Origin of the sequence: Thauera sp. 28, assembly GCF_000310145.2 — a bacterium.
GTDB classification, from domain to species: domain Bacteria; phylum Pseudomonadota; class Gammaproteobacteria; order Burkholderiales; family Rhodocyclaceae; genus Thauera; species Thauera mechernichensis.
The window spans coordinates 1-25,024 of sequence record NZ_AMXA01000041.1; the positions used below are offsets into that span (position 1 = coordinate 1).

Consider the following 25,024-nt stretch of genomic DNA (forward strand, 5'->3'; position numbering starts at 1 on the left):
GGCTTGCGCCGCTCCCACTGTGATGCCGGTCACTCCGTGGGAGCGGCGCAAGCCGCGAGCCTTCAGGGCAGGGCGCAGCCCCCGCGCTTACTCGGCGAACTCGGCGGAGGTATACACCTCCTGCACGTCGTCCAGGCCGTCGAGTGCGTCGAGGAGCTTCTGCATGCGCGCAGCCTCGTCGCCGGCGAGCTCGATCACGTTCTCGGGCTTCATCGTCACCTCGCCGAACTCGGCGGTAAAGCCGGCCTGCTCCAGAGCCTCCTTGACGCTGGTGAACTCCCAGGGGCCGGTGATCACCTCGATCGAGCCGTCGTCGTTGGTCTGCACGTCCTCTGCACCGGCCTCGAGCGCGGCTTCCATCAGCGCGTCCTCGCTGGTGCCGGGGGCGAACAGCAGCTGGCCACAATGCTTGAACTGGAAGGCCACGCAGCCGTCGGTACCCATGTTGCCACCGTACTTGGAGAAGGCGTGGCGCACGTCGGCGACGGTGCGGGTCTTGTTGTCGGTAAGGCAATCGACCATCACCGCCGAGCCGCCGATGCCGTAGCCCTCGTAGCGGATCTCCTCGTAGCTCACGCCCTCGAGTTCGCCGGTGCCCTTCTTGATCGCGTTGTCGATCTTGTCCTTGGGCATGTTCACGCCCTTGGCCTTGTCCACCGCCAGGCGCAGGCGCGGATTGAAGCCCGGGTCACCCCCGCCCATCTTGGCGGCAACGGTGATCTCCTTGGCCAGCTTGGAGAACGCCGCACCGCGCTTCTCGTCCTGACGACCCTTGCGGTGCTGGATGTTGGCCCACTTGGAATGACCCGCCATAGAAAACCTCTGTGCTGCATCTGCGATTGAAGAGGGGCGCATTATACCGCCGGGCCACGCGGGCGGGCCGTGGCCACGCTGGCGCTGCTACACTTTTGCGATCGACCGATTCCGACCCGAGGAGCATGCCATGGCCGAACCGATGCTGATTGCCCGATCGCCCCAGGACGCCGCATTCAAGGACATCCTGCTGCTGCCGCGGCTGGCCAACCGCCATGGCCTGATCACCGGCGCCACCGGCACCGGCAAGACAGTGACCCTGCAAAAGCTCGCCGAAGCCTTCGCCGGCATCGGCGTGCCGGTGTTCATGGCCGACGTGAAGGGCGACCTTTCGGGCATCGGCGCGGCCGGTACTGCGGCGCCCAAGCTGCTGCAGCGCCTGGAGGCGATCGGCATCACCGAGTATGCGCCACGTGCGAACACCGCGGTGTTCTGGGACGTGTTCGGTGAGCAGGGCCATCCGGTGCGCGCCACCATCTCCGACATGGGCCCGCTGCTCATCGCCCGCCTGCTCAATCTCAACGACATCCAGACTGGCGTCCTGACGCTGGTGTTCAAGATCGCCGACGACAACGGCATGCTGCTGCTCGATCTCAAGGACCTGCGCGCGATGGTGCAGTTCGTGGGCGAGAATGCGAAGAGCTTCACCACCGAATACGGCAACATCTCCCCGGCCTCGATCGGCGCCATCCAGCGCAATCTGCTCGCGCTCGAGCAGCAGGGCGGCGACGTATTCTTCGGTGAGCCGATGCTCGACATCCACGACCTGATGCAGACAGATGCCGAGGGCCGTGGCGTGATCAACGTGCTGGCCGCCGACCGGCTCTACAACTCGCCCAAGCTCTACTCGACCTTCCTGCTGTGGATGCTCTCCGAGCTCTTCGAGCAGTTGCCGGAGATCGGCGACCCCGACAAGCCCAAGCTGGTGTTTTTCTTCGACGAGGCCCATCTGCTGTTCAACGATGCGCCCAAGGCGCTGATCGAGAAGATCGAGCAGGTGGTCCGCCTGATCCGCTCGAAGGGCGTGGGCGTGTATTTCGTCACCCAGAACCCGCTCGACGTGCCGGAGACCGTGCTTGGCCAGCTCGGCAACCGCGTGCAGCACGCCCTGCGCGCGTTCACACCGCGCGACCAGAAGGCGGTCAGGACCGCTGCCGACACCATGCGGCCGAACCCCGCCTTCAACGCGGCGCAGGCGATCACCGAGCTTGGCGTGGGCGAGGCACTGGTGTCTTTCCTCGACGACAAGGGTCGCCCCGAGGTCACCGAGCGCTGCTTCGTGATCGCGCCCGACTCGCGCCTGGGGCCGCTGACCGAGGCCGAGCGGCGCGCGGCGATCACCGGCTCGGTGGTTCATGGCCACTACGAGCAGGTGGTGGACCGCGAGTCCGCCTACGAGATGCTGCGCGCGCAGGCGGCGGCGTCGGCAGCAGCGGCCGAGCAGCAGGCTGCAGCGCGCCAGCAGGCGGCGTCCGGGTCGGGGGGAGGAATGAATGAGATCCTGTTCGGCTCTACCGGACCGCGCGGTGGGCAGCGCGACGGCCTGGTGCAGATCGCCGCGAAGACGGTCACCCGCACCATCGGCAGTTCGATTGGCCGCCAGATCGTGCGCGGGCTGCTGGGTTCGCTGCTGGGCGGCGGCAAGCGCTGAACTGGCCCAAGTAGCCGGGTCCTACCAGGGGCCGCAGCGCTGCTTGCCGTTGACCCAGACGCAGCTCAGGTTGCGCCCCGAGTGCTTGGCCGTGTAGAGGGCGCGGTCCGCTGCGTTGACCAGGCTGTCGGTGTCGGTCATCTTCGGCTCGCGCGCGGCCACGCCGATGCTGACGGTGACACTGATCATGCTCTTTCCCGTATCGACGCGCAGGTTCTCGATGACGCGGCGAAGGCGCTCGGCAGCGAGCAGGCCTGCCTTGATGTCGGTGTTGGGGCAGATGACCAGGAATTCTTCGCCGCCCATGCGGCAGACGCTGTCGTTCTTGCGCGCCGAGCGCTCGATCGCCTGGGCTACCTGACGCAGGGTCGTGTCACCGATGGCGTGGCCATAGGTGTCGTTGATCGTCTTGAAGTGGTCGATGTCCAGCACCAGCACGGCCAGTGCTTCACCCGAGCGGTCGGTTGCCGCCCATGCCTTGGACAAGCTGTTCATGCCCGCGCGCCGGTTCGGCAGGCCGGTCAGCAGGTCGGTCATTGCCGCATGGGCGAGCCTGCGGTTGCTGATCGCGAGTTCGGCGGCGAACTGCTTCAGCTTGGCGCGGTCCCGGTCCCAGTCTTCCAGTAGCTGGTTGTGGTGGCGGGCGGCGAACAGGCGCGCGCGCAGCATGAGCATGTCTACCGGCTTGGCGAGGAAGTCGTCCACGCCGCCCTCGAAGGCCTCCATGACCTCCTGCTCGTTGTTGCTGGCTGTGAGCATCACGATGTACATCGTCCGCCCCCACTCCGATGCGCGAAGTGCCCGGCACAACTCCAGCCCGTTCAGCCCCGGCATCTGCCAGTCGGTCAGGACAACCTGAGGCATGGTCTCGAGTGCGAGCGCGAGCGCTTCGCGACCATTCGATGCGCACGTGACCTGATGCCCCAGGTTCTTCTCCAGTGCTGCGTGCAGGGCTGTCCGTGTGGTGGCGTCATCCTCGACCAACAGCACGCGCATTGCGTATTCGTTGGTTCCGCGCTTTGCCTGGGCGTCCGTCATCAGCGCGAAGGCGGGCGGCGCAGCGGTCGATACCTTGAGCAGCTCGCCCCATTCGCGCCAGCGTTGCATCAGGCTGTCGATGGTGCGCCCCATCTCTTCGGCATCGAGGCCGAACTTGCTGCCCAGCAGCAGCAAACCGGGGATCTGCTCGCCCCGCTCGTTTTCCGAGGCGGTTCCAAGGTTGGCGACACAGCGTGCGAGATGGAACAGGTGCACCAGTTGATGCGGCCTGGAGCCGGGGGCGAAGCCCGAGTCGTCGGGTGATTCGTGGTAGTAGATCGGCTCGACCAGGGCCATCGGCAGGCCCCAGTCGGCGAGCATCGCAGCGGAGAGCTCGGTGTGGTCGGTGTGCAGGTGCTCGCGCTCCAGTTCCACGAGCCGGCTTGCGGCGTCCGGGTGGGCAAGCAGCGCACCGTATTCCTGTGGGTGGGCCGTCGCCAGGGCGAGCCGGCCGACTTGTGCCAGCAGGCCGCAGGCGAACAGTTCGTCTGCGGCGCCGCCGCTGGACACGCTCGCGAAGGCCTGCATCGCAACGCCCATCAGCAGGGAGTGGGACCAGAAGCCTGCGTAGTCGAATCCGGGGCAGGGGCCGTCCTGATGTTGATCGACGAGTGAGAAGCCCAGCGCAAGGTTGCGCACGGTGCCCAGGCCCAGGCGGGCGATCGCATCGGTGACCGAAGCAACGGAACGTCCGCCACTGGCCGCCGAGTTTGCCTGGCGCAGGAGACGGCCGGTCAGGGCGGGGTCGGTCTGGGCGACGCGGGCGATGTCCTTGAAGTCGGCATCACTGCTGCGGCACAGGTCGAGAATTGCGAGCGCTACGCCCTTCGGGCTGGGGAGTTTGCCGTTCAGCGGAATGCGCTCGAGCTTTCTCATCTTGAGGTTGACGCGATGCGATGTTCGTGGAGACCGCGCAGCATAACCGATCCGCCGATAGGCGCGCAGCGCGGATCCGGCAGCAGCAGCGATGGGCAGGACTTGGAGTAGGATTGCAGCACAGGCCTGACGGCCGCGGGTTGTGGGGCTGGAGGGGCCGATGACGGTTCGGGGAGGCAGCGTCTTCGTTGGATGGGTCGCCGTGATGGCTGCGCTCGTCGTTGCCGCACGGCTGGCACCGTCGGCCATGTGGGCGAGCATCTTCGATAACCTGCAGTGGACGTTTGCCTTTGGTGGGTCTGCATGGCTCGCCTGGCGGGGGCTGGCGGGCGCAAGGGTCATCGACCGACCCTTGCGGATAGGTCTGTTTGCCGGTGCCTTGATGATCTTCGCGGGGCAGTTGGTCTGGATGGTGCAGGTGGCGTCGGGGTGGAATCCATTCCCGGCGCCGGCGGATGCAGTGTTTCTGCTTGCGCCGGTGGCGTGGGCGGCAGGCTGGTTGGCCGCGCTCGTCAGGGGCTTGCCGCGCGAGCGCTTGTTGCCGTCGCTGCTCGACATCGGGGGGGCTATGAGTGCCCTCATGGCGGCCGTACTCACCCTTTACTTCCCTTCCGGGGCCGACCTGGCCTTCGGCAGCCTGATCGTGCTGGCGCTCTATCCTGTCCTGTTCCTGCTGGCTGCAGGACTCGCGGTGCTGGTGGTGCCCGCCTTGCAGTTGAGGCCTGATCGCTTCCATCTGCTCGTGCTTGTGGGAACGACAACCTACGGTCTGAGCTGGATGCACTGGAACCTTCTGGCACTGGAGGACGCGTTGGTGCCTGGCAGCCTTTTCAATGCCGCCTTCACCCTGTCCGCGGTGCTTTTCGGTTTGGGTGCTTGTCGCTTCCGGATCGAGGCCGACTTACGCGGCGATGAATGCTGGCGCGAGCGTACGATGGCGTACCTGCCCTTGGCCGCCATGGCACTTGCGCTGTTGAGCCTGGTGCTGCTGTTCTTGCGCAGCGGGGACGATGCCGGCGTGGCCCAGCGCGTCATCTTTGCCTGCTGTCTGTTGGCGCTCACGCTGACGACCGTGCGCCAGACCCTGGTGGTCGGTGTTCTCGAACGCCTGCGCAATGCTGAGAACGCCATCCTGCGCAACGAGGCGCAGATGTACCGACTCGCCAATTTCGACACTCTGACCGAACTGCCCAATCGCCGCCTGTTCGAGGATCGTCTCGAACACAGCCTGCGCGAGGCGGCGCTGAGTGGGGGGCAGGTGGCGGTGCTGCTCATCGATCTCGACCACTTCAAGCAGGTCAACGACACCTTCGGCCATCGTTTCGGCGACCGCCTGCTGCGTGAGACCGCGATGCGCCTGCAGTCCTGCCTGCGCAGCGATGCAACGCTGGCGCGCATGGGCGGCGACGAATTCATGGTGATGGTCGAGCGGATGCATTCGCGCACCGATGTCGCGGCCCTTGCTCAAGCCTTGCTCGATAGGGTCGACTGTCCGTGGGCAGATGCAGCCATGGCGCAACAGATCGTCGGCGCGAGCATCGGCATCAGCCTGTATCCCGACGATGCCGCCAATGCGGTCGAGCTCATCCGCAACGCCGACTCGGCACTCAACGAAGCCAAGTCCGCCGGGCGTGGCACCTATCGCTTCTATATCGAGGCCTATACCGAGGTCACCCGGCGCAAGCTCGAGCTGCGCAACAGGCTGCGCCTTGCGCGACCGGACCTCGAGTTTCATGTTGTCTATCAACCGCAGTACGACGCCTTGCGCAATCTGGTTGGGTTGGAGGCGCTGCTGCGCTGGACGGTGGACGGAGCGCCGGTGCCGCCGGACGAGTTCATTCCCATCGCCGAGGAAAGTGGCCTGATCGTCGCGATCGGGGAGTGGGTGCTGGAGACGACCTGCAGGCAGATCCTTGCCTGGCGTGCGCAGGGGCGCTGGGTACCGCCGGTATCGGTGAACGTATCGGCACGCCAGCTCATCGAAGCGGAGATTGCGCAGCGTTACGTCCAGATTGTGCATGCAGCCGGCGTCGCTGCCGCGGATCTCGTCCTCGAGGTGACCGAGACCCAGCTCCTGGAAGATCGCATGCTGCCGTCCGTCGAGGCCTTGTCCCGCGCCGGCTTCAAGTTGTCGATGGACGATTTCGGGACGGGGCAGTCATCCCTGGTCAAGCTCAAGTTGTTGCCGATCACGGAACTGAAGATCGACAAGGCCTTCGTCAGGGACATTGCGACCGACGCCGGAGACCGTGAGATCTGCGCGACCATTCATGCCCTGGCGATCACGCTTGGGCTGGAGGTCGTCGCCGAGGGTGTGGAAACCGAGGATCAGTTCGAACTGCTCGTTGGCATGGGGTGCCAACGCTTCCAGGGCTGGCTGTTCGCGCCGGCCATGCTGCCGTCGGCGGTGTCGCTGCCGTCTGAGGCTGCACAACTCACGGCAGGCAGCGCAACTGCCCCTGCACGATGATGCACGAGCGGTTTCGCCCCGACTCCTTGGCGCGATAGAGCGCGCGATCGGCGGCGTTGACCAGGCTGTCGGCATCGATCATCGACGCTTCGCGGCTGGCCACGCCGATGCTGATCGAGGTGCGAACTGGGCTCCCTCCCGCGTCGATCTTCATCGACTCGACCGTGCGCCGCAGCCGGTCCGCTGCGAGCAGGGCGGCCTTGAGGTCGGTGTTCTCGCAGATCATCAGGAACTCCTCTCCGCCCCAGCGGCATACGGCGTCGTTCTTGCGTGCCGCGCGCTGGAGCTCCTGGGCGACCGCGACCAGAACCTTGTCGCCGACTGCATGGCCGTGGGTGTCGTTGATGCGCTTGAAGTAGTCGATGTCGAGCACCAGCACCGAGAGCGGCTGTTGGGAGCGGCTGGCCGCCGGCCAGGCCTTGGCGAGCGCTTCCGTGCCTGCACGCCGGTTGGGCAGGCCGGTGAGCAGGTCGGTCATGGCCGTGTGCTCCAGACGACGATTGCTGATCGCAAGCTCGGCGGCAAACTGCTTGAGCTGTGCGCGGTCGCGCTCCCAGGCCTCGAGCAGCTGCACGTAGTGGCCCGCGGCCCGCAGCCGGGCGCGCAGGGTGCGCACATTGACCGGCTTGGTCAGGAAGTCGTCCACGCCGGCTTCGAAGGCCTCGGTGATCTCGTCTTCGGCGTCCAGTCCGGTGAGCATGATGAGGTACATCGTCTGCCCCCACTCGGTGGCGCGCAGCGCGCGCGTGAGTTCGAGGCCGCTCATGCCAGGCATCATCCAGTCGGTGATGACGATGTGGGGCTGCGCGTCTACTGCGACTGCGAGTGCCTCCGCACCTGTTTCGGCACTGATGACCGTATGCCCCAGCACGTCGCGGAGTACGCTCTCAAGGATGCAGCGCGAGGTGGCATCGTCATCCACCAGCAGCACGCGCAGGGCAGCGGGGGTGCCGGACAGCTCGGGGCGGCGCGCGTCTGCGGCGGACATCTGGGCGAAGGTGGGCAGCGCTGCAGCAGGAACCTTGAGCAGGTTGCCCCACTCGCGCCAGCGCGGCATCAGCTCGTTGATCGCGTGGTCCAGCGCATCGGCATCCAGGCCCAGCTTGCCGCCGAGCAGCAGCAGTGCGGCGCTGCGGTTGCCGTATTCGCTTTCCGGCGCGAGGCCGAGGTCGGCGATGCAGCGGGCGAAGTGGAAGACGTTGGCCAGTTGCTGCGGTCTCGAGCCGGCCAGGAAACCGGAGGCATCGGGGGCTTCGTGGTGGTAGATCGGTTCTACCAGTGCGCTGGGGATGCCCCATGCGGTCAGCAGGGCTGCGGTCAGTTCGTTGTGGTCGGTGTGCAGGTGCTCGCGTTCACGCTCGACGAGCGGGCTGTGTGCGTCGGTATCCTGCAGCAGGCGGCCATAGGCGGCCGGGTATACCGTGGCCAGCCCGAGGCGGCCGACCTGTGCAAGCAGCCCGCAGGCGAACAGTTCTTCGCCCGACCCGAGGTTCATCGTCGTACCAAATTGCTGGACGGCGATTGCCATCAACAAGGAGTGTGACCAGAACGACTGGTAGTCGAAACCCTGGCAGGGACCATTCTGGTGCTGGTCGACGAGTGAAAAGCCCAGTGCCAGGTTACGCACGGTGCCCAGGCCGAGGCGGCGGATCGCCTCGAGTACCGACGCCACCGGGCGCCCGCCGCCCATTGCCGCGGAGTTGGCCTGGCGCAGCAGCCTGCCTGCGAGCGCGGGGTCGGTCTGGGCAAGCTGCGCCAGGTCGGTGAAGGTCGCGTCTTCCCGGCGGCACAGGTCGAGGATGGCCAGCGCAACGCCTTTCGGGCTGGGCAGATCACCGTCCAGCGGAATTTGTTCGAGCTTCTTCATCGTCAGCGAGCTTGGGCCCTTGCAGAGACTGATAAAATAACCGATTCAAAGGGTGTGTATTATGCAAATTCGAAGAGAGGAGCCGCTGCGACCGTGATCTTCCGCCGTCTGCAGGTCTGCTTGGCCGGATTCGGCATCCTGTTCGCGGCATCCGGGGGGGGTGCGGCAGCGCAAGACCTGACCGCGCTGCCGCTCGAGGCGCTGTTGCAGCGCGACTTCATCTCCGCCTCGCGGCTTGCACGCCAGGTGAGCGATGCCCCGTCCGCGGTGGCGATCGTCACCGCAGATGATATCCGCGCCTATGGCTATCGTACGCTGGCCGAGGTCATCGCCAGCATGCGCGGCCTCTATGTCACAGACGAGCGTCGCTATCAGTACATGGGTGGCCGGGGCTTCGGCGATGCCGAGGACTACGCGGGGCGCGTGATGCTGCTGGTCGATGGCTATGCGGTCCAGGACAATCTCTTCGACCAGGCCTTCATCGATGAGTCAGGCCTGATCGACCTCGAACTGGTCGAGCGCGTGGAGTATGTGCCGGGGACCGGATCGGTCACCTACGGCAACAACGCACTGCTTGGCATCATCAATGTGGTGACGCGAAAGGGGCGTGACTTTGACGGCGCGCGGGTGTCCGCCCAGTTCTCCAGCCAGGGCGCCAGCGGTCAGCGCGCCACCTGGGGCAAGCGGCTCGAGAGCGGTGCGGAGGTCCTGCTCTCGGCGTCGATGCTCGACATCGACGGCCGCAATCTCTACTTCCCCGCCTACGACACCCCCGCCACCAACCGCGGCGTCGCCGAGGGCCGCGACGGCGAACGCAACCAAAGGGTGTTCGGCAAGCTGTCGTGGTCCGGGTGGACGGTGCACGGGGCATGGGTCGAGCGCAGCAAGGGCGTGCCGACGAACCCCTCGCAGTACACCGCGTTCAACACCCCCTTCCCGATCCGGGACGAGAGCGCGTTCATAGGCGTGCGCCACGAGACGGATCTGGGCCTGCGGCTGCATTCGTCGTCCAGTCTGATGCTGGGCCGCTACGCGTACTGGAACGAACGCGAGTATGCGAGGGAAGAGTGTACAGAGGACGAGCCGCGGATCGTGTCGTGCGAGAACGATGCTGGCGGTGTGCCCTATGGCTACTTCGACGGCGAGAAATTCGGTGTCCGCGACTACAAGGGCGCTTGGTGGCGCTTCGACCAGAAGTTCGTCGGGCGCTGGTTCGCCGGGCACACCCTGGTTTTCGGGGCGGAGCTGCGCAAGGACCACCGCCAGGCCTTCAGCGTGCGCTACCTGTCACCGAGCCGCGAGGTGCTGAGCCAGAACGAGGGCGCGCTGTCGCGCCGGATGGCGAGTGTCTACTTCGCGGACGACTATCGCTGGAGTGAGCACTGGACCTTGAACATCGGCGCACGCTATGACGACGCCGACGATCTCGACGGCAATCTCAGTCCGCGTGTGGCGCTGATCTGGTCCCCCGACGCGCGCACGTCGGTGAAGGTTTCCTACAGCGAGGCCTTCAAGATGCCCAATGCGAACGATCGCTGGACATCCGGTGACACCGCCGTGCCCGAGTACGTCGCCGCCACCGAGTGGGTGCTGCAGCACCAGCTGTCGCCGCAAACCCGCGTGACCGGCTCCCTGTACCACTATCGGCGGAGCGATCTGCCGGTGTATAGCGCAGCGGTCGATGACTACGTTGCTGAAGGCAGCAGCCGGGCGCGCGGCGCCGAAGTCGAGATCGAGCACCTGTGGGCGCGAGGAGCCCGCCTGCGCGCCAGCCTTGCCCGACAGCATACGCGCGACGTCGATGGGCGCGATGCGGTCAATTCGCCCGACCTGCTCGGCAAGCTCAATTTCACCTTTCTGCTGCCGGACGAAGCGCTGCGCACCGGTTTCGAGATGCAGTATCTCGGTCCACGCCTGACGCGCGAGCGGCGCATGCTCGGTGGCGTCACGCTCGCGAACCTGACGCTTTCCACCGAACAGGCCTGGCATGGCGTATTCGCGTCCCTGAGCGTACGCAACCTGTTTGACCGCCGCTATGAGACGGTTTCCGGCCTCGGCTGGCGGCCCGACAGCGGCGTGGCGCAGGACAGTCTGCGCATGGATGGCCGCAGCCTGTGGCTGGAACTCGGCTACGCGCTATGAGGTTGCGCGCGCTCGCCTGCCTGCTGCTGGTCGTCTCCGCCGTGTCGGGGGCGCGGGGCCAGGCCGTTCCCGAGCATGAGCTCAAGGCGACCTACGCCTACAACTTTGCTGCGCTTACGCAGTGGCCCGCGTCGGCGCGGACAAGCTTCAATCTCTGTGTTCTTGGCGACGATGAGCTTGCGCTTGCGATGCGGCGACTCGAGGGCAAGGTCCTGCATGGACGCGTGGTGTCGGCGGTGCCGCTCGCGGCGCTGTCGGCGATCCGCGATTGCGATGTGCTCTTCGTTGGCGCCGGCGAACAGGCCAACCTGTCTCGCATCGTCGACGCGCTGGGCGACGCGCCGGTGCTGACGGTCAGTGATGCGCCGTCGCTGCAGGACGTCGCGATCCGCATCGTTCCCGAGGGCAGCCGGCTGGCCTTCGAGGTCGATGTCGAGCGCTGCCGGCGCGCCGGTCTCAAACCGGGTGCCGCCTTGCTCGATCTGGCTCGTAAGGTGCGCCTTCCTACCGATTGAACAGGGCAGGCGTTCGGTTCAATGGCCAAGCGTCTGCTGCAGCCTGCGGATTCCGTCGAGCGTGCGGGCGTACTCGTGGCGTAGTTCGTCGAGCCTTGCGTGCGCCTCCTCCGCGCGCCCGTTCTTGCCCATCATCTCGAACTCCTTGAACAGCGCGGCAAGGGATCTTGCTCCGATATTCCCCGAACTCGACTTGAGGCTGTGTGCGGCTTGGCGCAGCCCCGCGCCGTCGCCTGCTTCAACGGCTTGCTCGAGCGCCGCGAGCAGCGGGTTGCTGCTTTCGAGGAAGACACCGAGGATGCGCTGGACCAGCGTCATACCGCCGTTCGGATCGAGGGCGCGGAACTGCTCGATGAAGGCAGGATCGATCACCGCCTGCGCGCTTTCAGGATCGCTCGGAACTGCAACGGGCGGGGCTGAGGGGAGCGTGCCGGCCGATGGCGCCGCCAGCCAGCGCTTGAGCATGGCCCGCAGTTGCTCCAGCGCGTAGGGCTTGGCCAGGAAGTCGTCCATGCCGGCGGCAATGCAGCGCTCGCGGTTACCTTCCATCACGTTCGCCGTCAGGGCCACGATCGGTACGCGCGGCTGGCGGCGTTGCGCGCGAATTGCCGCGCTGGCCTCGTAGCCATCCATCACCGGCATGTGGCAATCCATCAGGATGAGATCGAAGTCTTCCCTCGATGCAAGGCGCAAGGCCTCCTCGCCGTTCTCGGCGAAGCACACCGACAGGCCGAGGCGTTCGAGCATGGCCTGCCCGACATGGCGGTTGACCGGGTTGTCCTCCGCCAGCAGCACGCGCCCGGCAAGTGACGCCGCCGCGGCGTCGGCCTGTGTCCTGGTGGCGGCCTGCTGGCCGGGTGCGCGCAGTGCGCTCGACAGTACCTCGTGCAGCTCGGCCTGGCGGATCGGCTTGTGCACGCAGCGCAGGATGCCGGCGCGCTCACGTTCGCGCACGCTCGCGCTGGAGTAGCTCGAGGTCAGCACCACCAGGCGGATGGCGGCAAGCGCCGGCGTGTTGCGGATCTCGGTCGCAAGCCTCAGGCCATCCATGCGTGGCATGTGCATGTCGAGCACCGCAATATCGACCTGTTCACCCGCCGCCGCCGTGCGTGCGAGCAACTCGAGCGCAGCATCGCCATCCGCCGCGCAGTCGACCTGCATGCCCCAGGCCCGCAGCTGGCGCAGCAGGATCTCGCGGTTGGTGGCGTTGTCGTCCACCACCAATGCGCGGATTCCGGCGAGCTCGACGCTGCTGCGCAGTGACGCCGGGCTGCTGAGGCCCTTGGGCAGGACAAGGTCGACGTGGAAGCGTGCGCCCTCATGTGGCGCGCTGTCGAGACTGATCTCGCCGTGCATCAATCCGAGCAGGCGGCGGCAGATCGCCAGGCCCAGCCCGGTGCCGCCAAACTGGCGCGTGGTGGAGCCGTCGAGCTGTGAGAACTGGTCGAAGATGCGCTGCTGGGCATCGACTGGGATGCCGATCCCCGTGTCCTCGACGCTGATGCGCAAGTGGCAGTCGTGCTCGCTCTCGTCGAGCAGGCGGGCACGCACGACGACCTCGCCGCGGGCGGTGAACTTGACCGCGTTGCTGATCAGGTTGCCGATGACCTGGCGCAAGCGGAAGGGGTCGCCGCGCAGGCCGCGGCGGACCTCGGCTGGCAGGTCGGCGACCAGCTCCAGGCCCTTCTTCTCGGCGGGCTGGGCAAACATCGCCAGCGTGCCCTCGAGCAGATCTCCGAGCTCGAACTCCACCGCCTCGAGCTCGAGATGGCCAGCTTCGATCTTGGAGAAGTCGAGGATGTCGTTGATGATGCCAAGGAGGTGGCGGCCGGAGTGCTCGACCGTCTCCGCGAAATGACGCTGCTCCTGGTTCAGTCCGCTGTCGAGCAGCAGTTCGGTCATGCCCAGCACACCGTTCATCGGCGTACGGATTTCGTGGCTCATCGTCGCCAGGAAGTCGCTCTTGGCCTGGCTGGCCGCTTCTGCTGCCTCCTTGGCCCGGCGCAGTTCTTCGGTGCGGCTGGCGACCTCGTCCTCGAGTTGCTCCCGGTGGGCGGCCAGGCGCGCATCGCGCTCGGCGATCTGGCCGAGCATGCGATTGAAGCCGGCGGCCAGCGAGTCGAGTTCGATGACGCTGCTTGGGGCTGCGCGTGCGCTGTAGTCCTCGTCGTGTGCGACCTTGTCCATCAGTGACGACAGTGACGACAGCGGTTGCAGCACCGCATGGTTCAGCCGCCTGAGGGTGCGGGTGGCGAGCAGCAGCGCAAGCGCGGCGGCCAGCGCGGCGATCGACCCATGGGCGAAGACCTGGATGTAGAGCGGGCGCAGGTCGAGGTCGAGGTCGAGCACGCCCAGGACGTTGCCGTTCTCGATGATCGGCTGGGTCATGCGCAGCGTGCCGAGATCGAAACGCGCCTGCTCGGTGGCCAGGCTGTAAGCCTTGCGGCCCTGGGCGGTGAACTCGCCGAAGCGGGCGAATTCTGCGCCGTCGACGTCGAAGATGGCCGCGCCGCGCACGTCGGGCAGGTGCTCCAGTGCGGTAAGAATGCGGCCAGCCGAGGCGTTGTCGAGGAACATCAGGCTTGCGGCGGCGTTGTCGGCGAGCACGCGTGCCATCACGCGGGTGTTGCTCTCGAGTGCGAGTGCGCTGATCACCAGGCCGCCGAGCGTGATCAGGACCGCCAGCAGGGCCACGGCAGCGCCCACCGCGCGCTGGCTGACGCGGCGCAGTTTCTCGCCGAGCGTCATGCGCTGCTCATGGTCAGGGGAGGGAGACTGCAGGTTCATTGCTGGATCTCGGATGCGAGCTTGAGCAGTCGGGCGCTCAGCCCCACGCCGTGGTTGCGCGCTGCGGCAAGGTTGACGGAAAAACCAATGCGGTTGCCCAGGGTTTCGATGTTGAGCATGACGCCCTTCTGCATCGCGCCCGGGCTGTCGGCGATCGTGAGCACGGGAAGGCCATCGATCCGGTCCTGCACGCGATTCAGGTTGCCGATCATCGAGCGGGTGATGAACACCATGTCGCAGCCGCCCAGGCCGTCGACCCGCAAGGTGCGGCGGATCTGCAGTGGGCGGGTGCCGACGGTGCGCTGTTCGAGCGCATCGAGGTGTGCGCCGAACGGATCCTCGCCGTAGATGCAAAGATGGAGTGCCGGACGATGGCTGTCCGGCCAGGTAGCGAAGCTGGCGAAGTTGATCAGGAAGGCGGCTTTGAGGCTGTACTCGTCGTCTCCTTCCGGCGCCTGGGCGAAGCCTGCGGCTGCGGGCAGCACCGCCAGCGAGATCCCGCACAGCAGGCCCGCGAGTGCGCGACTCGCACCGGCACGGAGGGTCTTGAAGGCGTGGTGTCGTGAGCCCATGTGCGCGGGTCAGAAGCGGTAGTCGAGACGCAGCCTGATGCTGCGGCCATCCTGGCCGATGGCATGCATCTGATGAGTGCGCTCACCTGCACCGGGGTGGGCATAGTCCTTGTCGAAGAGGTTGAGCACGCTCAGCGACAACTCGGCACCAGGAATCCAGCGCTCGGCGACGACATGCAGGTTGGCCAGCCAGTGTGCCGGGACCGTTTCACCGTTGGCGGTGCGGCGCATGCCGTCATAGGCGAGTTCCACGCCAGTGCGCAGGCGGGTGCGGGGCAAGGGACTGGAGAGGTTGACGCGGCCGAGAACGCGTGGCGAGTTCTGCACCCAGGCGCCGTCGGCGTCGACGGTGTTCTGCGCCGAGACGCTGCCGCGCATGCGGGCGCCGTTGTGCCACGCCTGCTCGGCGGAGAGCTCCAGGCCGCGGCTGCGGAGCTTGCCTGCACTCCGGTACTGGACGATGCCGTCCTGGCCCTCGTTCAGTGCGATGAGGTCATCGACCTGCCATTGGTAGAGCGAGGCGCGCAGATGCAGTTCGCGACCGATGCGGTGGTCGATCGACAACTCGACGGTGTCGACCGTTTCGCCGCCGAGGTCCGGATTTGCTTCCATGTAGTCGCCGTCAGAGTAGTAGCTCTGGTAGGCGTTCGGTGCGCGGTGGGCACGGCCGTAGAGCAGCTTCAGCGTGGTCCGCGGCGCAGTGTGCCAGATCAGGCCGGCGCGCGGGCTCAGGCGAGTGCCGATGCGGTCGTTGCGATCCATGCGCAGACCGAGGGTCAGCGTCACGTCTTCGCCGATCTGCCAGTCGTCCTGGGCGTAGAGCCCAAGCCTGTAGCCCTTGCGACGGTCACGCCAGTTGCTTGCGGAGGATGTGTCGGAGAGATCGACGACGTGCTGTTCGATACGGCCGTTGCGCTGGTAGTCCAGCCCCAGCATCAGCGTGTGTGCGGCGAACGCGGTCGACAGCAGCTGGACTTCGGTGCCTTGCCAGTCGGCCAGGCCCGGATAGCCATAGGGCTGACCGGAATAGAGCAGAGTGCTGTCGTAGCGGTGGCTGCCGGCGAACAGGCGCGCCGAGATCGACAGGGTGGCCGACAAGGTGTCGCGATAGTCGAGATTGGCAAACGTCGTCCGGTCGCGCTGGAAGCTGCCGGGTGAGAAGCGGTCGGTGCCGTAGGTGGCGACCGCGTCGTCCTTGAGGCGGTCGCCATGCATGAGGGCGAACGACCACGGGCCGCGGCTGGCCTTGAACAGGAACTCGTCGTCGCGCTCGCCGTCCAGTCCGCGCGCGACGCCACGTTCGCCGTCGCCGAAGGCGAGGGTCAGGTCCTCGCCGTCCGAGCGCAGGGCCGAGGCCGAGATCAGCAGGTCGACGCCGTTGTCCAGGCGCTTGCCCCAACTCACGCGACCCTCACGAGTGGCTCGAGGAGACTGCAGGGCGAGCGCCAGTTCGCCGCCGTCGAGCCCCGCCCCCTTGCGGGTGACGACATTGATGACGCCGAACATCGCATTCTGCCCGTAGAGGGCGCCACCGGGCCCGGGGATGAATTCGATGCGCTCGACCAGATCGAGGTCGAGCGGAAAGGTCCTGCCCAGGGGGGCGCTGTCATACAGCGGCTCGTTGGCGCGCACACCGTCGATGGTGAGCAGCACACGCGTCATGTAGTCGCCGGGCAGGCCGAAGCCGCGCACGCCGAGGTAGCTGTACTGGCGGTCGTAGGTCTTGAACACACCAGGCAGGGTCGCGAGCGCCTCGTCCAGGGTGCGCCAGCCGAAGCTGCGGATCTCTTCGCGGCTGATCACCGTTGCCGCTGCGGCAACCTCGCTCTGGCGCTGCTCGTACTTCGCTGCGCCGACCACAGGTTCGGCCTTGATCACCTCGAACGGGCTCGGGCGTGGCACTGGCGTCGTGAGCAGTTCCTCGAGATCACGCGCATCGAGACGGGCTGCGGCCGACGCCAATACCGCAAGCAGCAGCGCGCGGCGCAGCCTGCCGCCCGGCGCGGGCACCCCAGCGCACCCGCGCTGGGTTGTCGCGCTGGTGCGCTGGGGCGGGGCGGTCGATGGCGGTGTGGTGTCGTTCATTGCCAGGCTGTCTCGGGGCGGTCGCGGCAGTCGGCGCCCCTGGACATCAATTTACGCCATCCGTGCCGGGTTCCTTAAGCAAGAAACTCACGCAGCACATCATTTCGCGCCGGCGCCGGGTCAGTCCTGCCGCAGGCTGCGCCCCAGCCGGGTGCAGATCTCGATGGTCGGCCCGGCCATGTTCATGCTGTAGAAGTGCAGCCCGGGCACCCCTTCGGCGATCAGCCGTTCGCACAGGCGTGTGACCACATCGAGGCCGAGGGCGCGGATCGATTCGCTGTCGTCGCCGTAGCTCTCGAAGCTCTTGCGCATCCAGCGCGGGATCTCGGCACCGCAGGCATCGGCGAAGCGGGCGAGCTTGCTGAAGCTGACGATCGGCATGATGCCCGGCACGATCGGGATGGTGATGCCCATCTTGCGCGCCGCCTCTACAAAGTTGAGGTAGGCGTCCGGGTTGTAGAAGAACTGCGTGATTGCCGAGTTGGCGCCGGCGTCGACCTTGCGCTTGAAAGCGGCAAGATCGTCCTTCGGGCTCTTGGCCTGGGGGTGCCACTCGGGATAGGCGGCCACCTCGATGCTGAAGCGGTCGCCGGTTTCGGCGCGGATGAACTCGACCAGTTCATTGGCGTAGCGGAACTCGCCTGCAGCGCCTGCGCCCGAGGGCAGGTCGCCGCGCAGCGCCACGATGCGGCGGATACCGGCGTCTGCGTACTCCTGCAGGATGTCGCGGATGCTGTCGCGGGTGGAGCCGATGCACGACAGGTGTGGGGCGGCCTCATGGCCAGCGGCGGCGATCTCCTTGACCGCGGAGAAGGTACGCTCGCGCGTGGAGCCGCCGGCGCCGTAGGTGACGGAGAAGAAGGCGGGTTCGAGGGCGGCGAGCTGTGCGCAGGTGGCACGCAGCTTGTGGGCGCCTTCGGCGGTTTGCGGGGGGAAGAATTCGATCGAGAGTTCGGTGTTCATGGCGTGTCAGGTGTCGTGGACATCCGGTGTGCGGATGGCATGGAAGAAGAACTCGCGGTTGCCATCGCCACCCGTGATGGGTGAATCGAACCAGTCGAGGATGATCAGTCCGGCCTCGTGTGCGGCCTTACGCAGGCGCTGTTCGACGCCGGCATAGAGTGTCGTGTCGCGCACGATGCCGCCCTTGCCCAGCCCCTGAGGGCCGACCTCGAACTGCGGCTTGACCAGGGCGAGTACATGGCCGGCAGGAGACAGCAGCGCGGGCCACTGCGGTAGCAGCAGCGCGAGCGAGATGAAGCTGGCGTCGCACACCAGTAGGTCGAAGCCGTGTGCCGGGCGATGACCGCCGAGCTCGGCCACGCCGAGCTGGCGCGCGTTCAGGCCTTCCAGCGTGACGCAGCGCTTGTCCTTGCGCAGGCGGGGGTGGAGTTGGTCGTGGCCGACCTCGACACCGACCACGCTTGCGGCACCGGCCTGCAGCAGGCAATCGGTGAAGCCGCCGGTGGACTGGCCGATGTCCAGGCAGTGTGCGCCGCGCACGTCCAGCCCGCTGCGCGCGAGCGCGCCTTCGAGTTTGAGTGCGCCACGGGAAACGAAGCGGTCGCTGTCGTCCGCAACCACCTTGAGCCGGGCGTCGGGTGGCAGCTCCAGCGCCGGCTTGGTGACCGGCTTGCCGTCATGGCTGACGCGTCCGGCGTCGATCAGCGCGCGCGCTGCCGTGCGCGAGGCCGCCAGCCCTTGCGCCACCAGCAGCTGGTCGACGCGCAGCAGACCGTGCCGGTCGGCTGGGTGTTTGCCCTGCGCGGCCGGTTTCGGCTTGCCCTGGCGGGCGTGGAAGGAGTTCATGCTCATCGCGGAGGGCTCGTCATGGGCTGTGGGGCGCCGCGGGAAACCCGCGTGCGCCGCCCCACAGCCGTTGCGTCGAGGGCGCTCAGTAGCGGTACTGGTCGGTCTTGTACGGACCTTCCTTGGGCACGCCGATATAGGCCGCCTGTGCGTCGGTGAGCTCGGTCAGTTGAACGTTGAGCTTCTTCAGCTGCAGGCGGGCGACCTTTTCGTCGAGGTGCTTGGGCAAGGTATACACGCCCACCGGGTAGTCGGCCGTGCGGGTGAACAGCTCGATCTGCGCGATGGTCTGGTTGGCGAAGGAACTCGACATGACATAGCTCGGGTGGCCGGTGGCGCAGCCGAGGTTAACCAGGCGACCCTTGGCGAGCAGGATGATGCGCTTGCCGTCGGGAAAGATGATGTGATCGACCTGCGGCTTGATCTCTTCCCACGGGTACTGCTCGACGCTGGCGACGTCGATTTCGTTGTCGAAGTGGCCGATGTTGCAGACGATGGCCTGGTCCTTCATCTTCGCCATGTGATCGTGGGTGATCACGTGGTAGTTGCCGGTGGCGGTGACGAAGATGTCGGCCTTGTCGGCAGCGTACTCCATGGTCACCACGCGGTAGCCTTCCATCGCCGCCTGCAGCGCGCAGATCGGGTCGATCTCGGTCACCCACACCTGTGCGGACAGCGCGCGCAGGGCCTGCGCCGAGCCCTTGCCCACGTCGCCGTAGCCGGCCACCACGGCGATCTTGCCGGCGATCATCACGTCGGTGGCGCGCTTGATGCCGTCCACCAGCGATTCACGGCAGCCGTAAAGGTTGTCGAACTTGGACTTGGTCACCGAGTCGTTGACGTTGATCGCCGGGAACTTGAGCTCGCCGCGGGCGTGCATCTGGTACAGGCGATGCACGCCGGTGGTGGTCTCCTCGGTCACGCCCTTGATCTGCGCCAGGCGGGTCGAATACCAGTTGGGGGTGGTGGCGAGCTTGGCCTTGATCGCGGCGAAGAGGATGGTTTCCTCTTCCGAGCCCGGATTGGCCAGCACGGAGATGTCCTGCTCGGCACGTGCGCCCAGGTGCAGCAGCAGCGTGGCGTCGCCGCCGTCGTCGAGGATCATGTTGGAGTAACCGCCGTCCGACCACTCGAAGATGCGGTGGGTGTAGTCCCAGTAGTCGGTCAGCGACTCGCCCTTGACCGCGAACACCGGGATGCCGTCGGCGGCGATGGCGGCGGCGGCGTGGTCCTGAGTCGAGAAGATGTTGCACGAGGCCCAGCGCACCTGGGCGCCGAGCGCGGTCAGCGTCTCGATCAGCACCGCGGTTTGGATGGTCATGTGCAGCGAGCCGGTGATGCGTGCGCCCTTGAGCGGCTGGCTGGCGGCGTATTCCTCGCGGATTGCCATCAGACCGGGCATTTCGGTCTCGGCGATGCGGATTTCCTTGCGCCCCCAGTCGGCGAGCGAGAGGTCGGCAACGACGTAGTCGGTGAAGTTGGTGTCAGCCACAGCGTTCATGTGAAGCTCCATGCTATGGCCGGGCTGTGATGCGGGCGGGCAGCGACACTGGCTGCGAGGGCTCACCCGGCATCCCGAACCCGGCAGGGTTGAAGACGATTAGCAGGGTGAGCGCCGTTGTACTGCAACCCGCCGGGCGGCGGGGTCCGAGCCTGGGGGCCGCGGCCGGCAGTGCCGGCGGGCGCCTCGCAGCGCTCCTCGGAAAACGCAGATTATATACGCGTCAACGGCTTGTGCGGCCGTTGTCGCGCACGATGCTGACGATGAGCGTGACCACCGTCAGCGGCAGCACATAGCCCAGCATCACGTTCGAGAACGCCGGCAGGCTGGCGTGCTGCTGCGCTTGCAGGACCAGCCAGGCAGTGTAGGCGGCATAGTAGGCGAGGAACACGCCGCCCTCCCAGCGCGCGATCTCGCGCCCGGTGATCATGATGGGCAGGCAGGCGAAGGCCACCGCCAGCATGACCCACAGGTCGAAGTTGCGCGCGGCTTCCGACACCGGTAGCCCAGCGCCCGAGACGATGCCGGTGACGCCGAGCACGGCGAGGATGTTGAACACGTTGCTGCCCACCACGTTGCCGACCGCGATGTCGCGCTGGCCGCGCATGGCGGCGACGATCGAGGTGGCGATCTCGGGCATCGAGGTGCCCACCGCGACCACGGTCAGTCCGATCACCAGGTCGCTGACACCGAAGGCGCGCGCAAAGGCGACTGCGGAGTCCACCAGCCAGTCTGCGCCCACCACCAGCATCGCCAGGCCGACCCCCACCAACGCGATCTGTACGGCCCAGTGGCGGTCCCAGTTCGAGGTCGGAATCTCGGAGGCGAATTCGTCTTCCACCGCTTTGGAGGCGCGCCGGGACTGAACGACCAGGAAGAGGGTGTAAGCGATCACCAGGCCGAACATCACGATCGACTCCAGCAGCCCGATACGGCCGTCGAGCGCCACCACCACCAGCAGCACCGAAGCGCCGATCATGATCGGGATCTCCTGGCGGATGATCTGCTCATCGACCAGCAGCGGCGTGATCAGGGCCGAAATGCCCAGGATCAGCAGGATGTTGGCGATGTTGCTGCCCACCACGTTGCCGATCGCGAGGTCGGGGCTGCCCGACAGGGCTGAACCCACCGACACCGCCATCTCCGGCGCACTGGTGCCGAAGGCGACCACGGTGAGACCGACCACCAGTGGCGACACGCCGAAGGACACTGCCAGCCGCGAGGCGCCGCGCACCATCACGTCGGCGCCGATGACGAGGACGGTGAGACCGAGGACGAACATCAGGGTTTGTTCGAGCATGGGGAGGGATCTTGCGTTGTGATGTGAGGTGCAGGGGAGCGGGGAAGACCGTTGCCGTGGAAGGACGTTCGCGGTCGAGTGTGGCGGTGTTTAGATGGTCGTGGATCGGTGATCAAAAAAGACGCCTCCCTCCGTCGCCGGAGAGAGGCGTGCGGTTCGTAGCGCTATTTTAGAGCCCGGCGTCGGCGCGCAGTGCAGCGGCTTTGTCAGTCTGCTCCCAGGAGAACTCGGGTTCGTCGCGGCCGAAGTGGCCATAGGCGGCGGTCCGCGAGTAGATCGGGCGCAGCAGGTCGAGCGTCTGGATGATTGCCTTCGGGCGCAGGTCGAAGTACTTGCCAACCAGTGCCACGATCTGCTCGTCGGCAATCTTGCCCGTACCGAAGGTGTTGACCATCAGCGACACCGGACGTGCCACGCCGATCGCGTAGGCGACCTGCACCTCGCACTTGTCGGCCAGCCCAGCGGCGACGATGTTCTTGGCCACGTAGCGCCCGGCGTAGGCGGCCGAGCGGTCGACCTTGGAGGGGTCCTTGCCCGAGAACGCGCCACCGCCGTGGTGGGCTGCGCCGCCGTAGGTGTCGACGATGATCTTGCGCCCGGTCAGGCCGCAGTCGCCGTGCGGGCCGCCGACCACGAAGCGGCCGGTGGGGTTGACCAGGTAGCGTACGTTGCCCTGCATCAGTTCGGGCGGCAGCACCGGCTTGATGATCAGCTCGATCACCGCCTCACGGATCTGCTCCTGCGTGACGTCCGGGTCGTGCTGGGTCGACACCACCACGGTGTCGATCGCAGTCGGCTTGCCGTCGACGTACTTCACCGTGATCTGGCTCTTGGCGTCCGGGCGCAGCCAGGGCAGGCGGCCGTCCTTGCGTACCTCGGCCTGGCGCTGCATCACGCGGTGCGCGTAATGGATCGGCAGCGGCATCAGGCTGGCAGTCTCGTTGGTGGCGTAGCCGAACATCAGGCCCTGGTCGCCGGCGCCCTGGTCGAGCGGGTCGTCGTTGGCGTTATTCACGCCCTGGGCGATGTCGGGCGACTGGCGGTTGATCGCCGCCAGCACCGCGCAACTCTTGTAGTCGAAGCCGATGTCGGAGTTGTCGTAGCCGATGCGGCGGATGACGTCCTGCGCGATCTCGCGATAGTTGGGGTGTGCGGTGGTGGTGATCTCGCCTGAGATCACGACGAGGCCGGTGGACACCAGCGTCTCGCAGGCGACGCGCGCCTTGGGGTCCTCGGCCAGGATGGCGTCGAGCACGCCGTCGGAGACCTGGTCGGCGACCTTGTCCGGGTGGCCTTCGGAGACCGACTCGGAGGTGAAGAGGAACTCTGCCATGCTGCTACTCCTTGAAAAGCAAAAATCCCCGTTTTTCTGGCCTTGCGTCTGCGGCCAGCTCCGGGGATTTCGTCGAGCAGCCGACGCTTTAGCAGTATTTGTACGGCAGCCGCGCTGCCATGCCGCCCTGCAAGTTGTCGAGTTAACTCGGCGGTAAGGCCCGGATTATAGACCGGGACGGCGGGGTGTGTAAGCATTCGGGGCTGGTGAACCGTGCCGGCATTCTCAATGCGCCCCTGCCGGCCCCCGCTTGGACCCTGCCCGTGCTGTTTCAATCCCTCTTTCGTCTGCTCTCGCGCCTGCCGCTGGCCTGGCTCCACCGCCTGGGCGGCTGGGCGGGCTGGCTGACCTACAAGGCCTCGCCGTCCTATGCCCGCCGTCTGCGCGAGAACCTGTTCAACGCCCTCGGTCGCGAGGACGAGACGGTGCTGCGCGCAGCCATCGTCGAGGCCGGTCGCCAGGCGCTCGAGCTGCCCTTCATCTGGGGGCGGCCGGCGGCCGAGGTGGTGGCGAGCGCAGTGCGCACCGAGGGCTGGGATCTGGTCGAGGCGGCGCGCGCCGAGGGCGCCGGTATCCTCTTCATCACCCCGCACCTGGGCTGCTTCGAGATCACCGCGCAGTGCATTGCGGCACAGATCCCGATCACGGTGCTCTACCGTCCGCCGCGCAAGGACGTGCTGCAGCCGCTGATGGAGGCAGGCCGCGCGCGCGGCCAGATGCGCACCGCACCGGCGGACCTGTCGGGCGTGCGCAAGCTGGTCAAGACCCTGCGCAGCCACGAGGCGGTGGGCATGCTGCCCGACCAGGTGCCGGGCGCGGGCGAGGGCGTGTGGGCGCCCTTCTTCGGCAAGCCGGCGTGGACGATGACGCTGGCCGCGCGCCTGGCTGCGGTCAAGGGCGTGCGTGTGATCTACACCTGGGCCGAGCGCCTGCCGCGCGGCGAGGGCTACGTGTTCCGCCTGCAGGCGCCCACCGAGGCGCTCACCGGCGCGCTCGAGGCCGATGTCGCGATCATCAACCGTGAGGTTGAGCGCATGATCCTGCAGTGCCCGCAGCAGTACCTGTGGGGCTATAACCGCTACAAGGGGCCGCGTCGCGAACGCGAGGACATCGTCCCTGTTGCTGGCGCGCCTGCTGATGCGGCGGCACCCGATTCGCCAACGCCGCCCCGCGGCGACGTGGAGGGCAGGTCGTGAGCCGCGCGATCATTGCCCTCATCTGGCTGTTGCACTGGCTGCCGCTGTCGTTGTTGTCCCGTATCGGAAGCGGTTTCGGGTGGCTGCTGTACTGGCTGGTGGTGCCGCGGCGCAAGGTGGTGCTGATCAATCTGCGCTTGTGCTTCCCAGATCTGTCCGAGTCCGAGCGGCGCGCGCTCGCCCGCCGCCATTTCGCGGTCACCGGGCGCAGCATGCTCGAGCGCGGCCTGGCCTGGTGGGCGAGCGCAGAGCGCCTGCGCGCCACCGTGCGCATCGATGGCCTCGAGCGCCTGCAGGCGCTGCGCGCCGCCGGCCGGCCGGTGTTGCTGCTGGCGCCGCACTTCGTCGGCCTCGACATGGCGGGCACGAGGCTGTCGCTGGAGGGTGACTTCGTCAGTGTTTACTCGCCGCAGAAGGACAAGGTGATCGACCGCTGGCTCTACCACGGCCGCAGCCGCTTCAACGATCAGCTGTTGCTGTCGCGCCACGACGGCGTGCGCGCTACCGTCAAGGCGATGAAGTCCGGCCGCCCCTTCTACTACCTGCCCGACCTGGATTACGGCCGCAAGGAGTCGATCTTCGTACCCTTTTTCGGCGTGCCAGCCGCCACCATCACCGGCCTGCCTCGGCTGGCGCGCCTGGCGGGGGCGGCGGTGGTGCCCTGCGTGGTACGCATGCTGCCCGGTGGCGGCGGCTACGTGCTCGAGCTCGGTGAGCCGTGGACGGACTACCCCTCGGACGACGTCGAGGCCGATACCCGGCGCATGAACGCCTGGCTCGAGGGCGTGGTTCGGACCATGCCCGAGCAGTACTACTGGGTGCATCGCCGCTTCAAGACGCGCCCCGAAGGCGAGCCGCGCATCTACTGATGTCGTGCGAAAAGCTCGCGGCTGGCGCCGCTCCTACAGCACCGCGACGTGCCTGCCTCGTAGGAGCGGCGCAAGCCGCGAGGGGTTGAAGGCGATACGGGTGGCGGGTGCGATGAAAAGCTCGCGGCTGGCGCCGCTCCTACAGGAGGGTGCGGCAGCGATTGCTCTCGCCGTAGGAGCGGCGCCAGCCGCGAGGGGTT

Annotated in this window: 17 protein-coding genes and 1 riboswitch; of the genes, 6 read left to right on the top strand and 11 right to left on the bottom strand. The window is 66.8% G+C overall.

Going from position 1 to position 25,024, the window contains the following annotated elements:
* Positions 1-87: 87 nt before the first annotated feature.
* Positions 88-813 carry a YebC/PmpR family DNA-binding transcriptional regulator gene (locus C662_RS17910; RefSeq protein ID WP_002932595.1) on the bottom strand — a complete coding sequence of 242 codons (726 nt, stop codon included), beginning with the start codon at positions 811-813 and terminating at the stop codon, positions 88-90.
* A 130-nt stretch (positions 814-943) separates the two neighbouring features.
* Here C662_RS17910 and C662_RS17915 point away from each other — a divergent pair, with 130 nt between their 5' ends.
* Complete coding sequence (locus tag C662_RS17915) at positions 944-2,464, top strand: helicase HerA-like C-terminal domain-containing protein (protein WP_002932597.1); 1,521 nt, start codon at positions 944-946, stop codon at positions 2,462-2,464.
* Between the two features lie 21 nt (positions 2,465-2,485).
* On the opposite strand, the gene C662_RS17920 is transcribed toward C662_RS17915, so the two are convergent.
* Positions 2,486-4,378 carry a diguanylate cyclase gene (locus tag C662_RS17920; protein WP_002932598.1) on the bottom strand — a complete coding sequence of 631 codons (1,893 nt, stop codon included), beginning with the start codon at positions 4,376-4,378 and terminating at the stop codon, positions 2,486-2,488.
* Between the two features lie 160 nt (positions 4,379-4,538).
* Between C662_RS17920 and C662_RS17925 the strand changes: the two genes are divergently transcribed.
* Positions 4,539-6,848: a putative bifunctional diguanylate cyclase/phosphodiesterase gene (locus tag C662_RS17925; RefSeq protein ID WP_037985005.1), complete on the top strand. Its 2,310-nt coding sequence runs from the start codon at positions 4,539-4,541 to the stop codon at positions 6,846-6,848.
* Here C662_RS17925 and C662_RS17930 read toward each other — a convergent pair.
* Entirely contained in the window at positions 6,814-8,715 is a 1,902-nt protein-coding gene (locus C662_RS17930) for a GGDEF domain-containing response regulator (protein ID WP_002932604.1), read from the bottom strand. The two genes, C662_RS17925 and C662_RS17930, sit on opposite strands and share 35 nt — an antisense overlap.
* Positions 8,716-8,808: 93 nt before the next feature.
* On the opposite strand from C662_RS17930, the gene C662_RS17935 reads away from it, so the two are divergent.
* Positions 8,809-10,857 (top strand): TonB-dependent receptor plug domain-containing protein, encoded by a 2,049-nt coding sequence (locus tag C662_RS17935; protein WP_002932607.1) that lies wholly within the window; start codon positions 8,809-8,811, stop codon positions 10,855-10,857.
* The gene (locus C662_RS17940) at positions 10,854-11,372 is read left to right on the top strand and encodes a YfiR family protein (RefSeq protein WP_002932611.1); all 519 of its coding nucleotides are present in this window, start codon (positions 10,854-10,856) and stop codon (positions 11,370-11,372) included. Before C662_RS17935 ends, C662_RS17940 begins: the two co-directional genes overlap by 4 nt.
* Positions 11,373-11,390: 18 nt before the next feature.
* On the opposite strand, the gene C662_RS17945 is transcribed toward C662_RS17940, so the two are convergent.
* From C662_RS17945 to metK, 8 genes are all read right to left on the bottom strand, one after another.
* Positions 11,391-14,159: a hybrid sensor histidine kinase/response regulator gene (locus tag C662_RS17945; protein ID WP_232433307.1), complete on the bottom strand. Its 2,769-nt coding sequence runs from the start codon at positions 14,157-14,159 to the stop codon at positions 11,391-11,393.
* Positions 14,156-14,731: a YfiR family protein gene (locus C662_RS17950; protein WP_002932615.1), complete on the bottom strand. Its 576-nt coding sequence runs from the start codon at positions 14,729-14,731 to the stop codon at positions 14,156-14,158. Before C662_RS17950 ends, C662_RS17945 begins: the two co-directional genes overlap by 4 nt.
* 9 nt (positions 14,732-14,740) lie before the next feature.
* Positions 14,741-16,816: a TonB-dependent receptor plug domain-containing protein gene (locus tag C662_RS17955; RefSeq protein ID WP_002932616.1), complete on the bottom strand. Its 2,076-nt coding sequence runs from the start codon at positions 16,814-16,816 to the stop codon at positions 14,741-14,743.
* A gap of 120 nt (positions 16,817-16,936) precedes the next feature.
* Positions 16,937-17,779, bottom strand: a complete 843-nt coding sequence (gene metF, locus C662_RS17960) for a methylenetetrahydrofolate reductase [NAD(P)H] (RefSeq protein ID WP_002932617.1) — start codon at positions 17,777-17,779, stop codon at positions 16,937-16,939.
* Positions 17,780-17,785: 6 nt separating this feature from the next.
* Positions 17,786-18,631 (bottom strand): TlyA family RNA methyltransferase, encoded by an 846-nt coding sequence (locus C662_RS17965; protein ID WP_002932618.1) that lies wholly within the window; start codon positions 18,629-18,631, stop codon positions 17,786-17,788.
* Between the two features lie 79 nt (positions 18,632-18,710).
* Positions 18,711-20,126: an adenosylhomocysteinase gene (gene ahcY, locus C662_RS17970; RefSeq protein WP_002932619.1), complete on the bottom strand. Its 1,416-nt coding sequence runs from the start codon at positions 20,124-20,126 to the stop codon at positions 18,711-18,713.
* A gap of 102 nt (positions 20,127-20,228) precedes the next feature.
* A riboswitch (S-adenosyl-L-homocysteine riboswitch) is annotated at positions 20,229-20,332 on the bottom strand.
* Positions 20,333-20,349: 17 nt separating this feature from the next.
* Positions 20,350-21,426 carry a calcium/sodium antiporter gene (locus C662_RS17975; protein ID WP_002932620.1) on the bottom strand — a complete coding sequence of 359 codons (1,077 nt, stop codon included), beginning with the start codon at positions 21,424-21,426 and terminating at the stop codon, positions 20,350-20,352.
* Between the two features lie 169 nt (positions 21,427-21,595).
* Positions 21,596-22,759, bottom strand: a complete 1,164-nt coding sequence (gene metK / locus C662_RS17980; protein ID WP_002932623.1) for a methionine adenosyltransferase — start codon at positions 22,757-22,759, stop codon at positions 21,596-21,598.
* Between the two features lie 263 nt (positions 22,760-23,022).
* Here metK and C662_RS17985 point away from each other — a divergent pair, with 263 nt between their 5' ends.
* Positions 23,023-23,955, top strand: a complete 933-nt coding sequence (locus C662_RS17985; RefSeq protein ID WP_232433308.1) for a lysophospholipid acyltransferase family protein — start codon at positions 23,023-23,025, stop codon at positions 23,953-23,955.
* Positions 23,952-24,824: a lysophospholipid acyltransferase family protein gene (locus C662_RS17990; protein ID WP_002932634.1), complete on the top strand. Its 873-nt coding sequence runs from the start codon at positions 23,952-23,954 to the stop codon at positions 24,822-24,824. The genes C662_RS17985 and C662_RS17990 overlap by 4 nt, the downstream gene beginning before the upstream one ends.
* Positions 24,825-25,024: the final 200 nt, after the last annotated feature.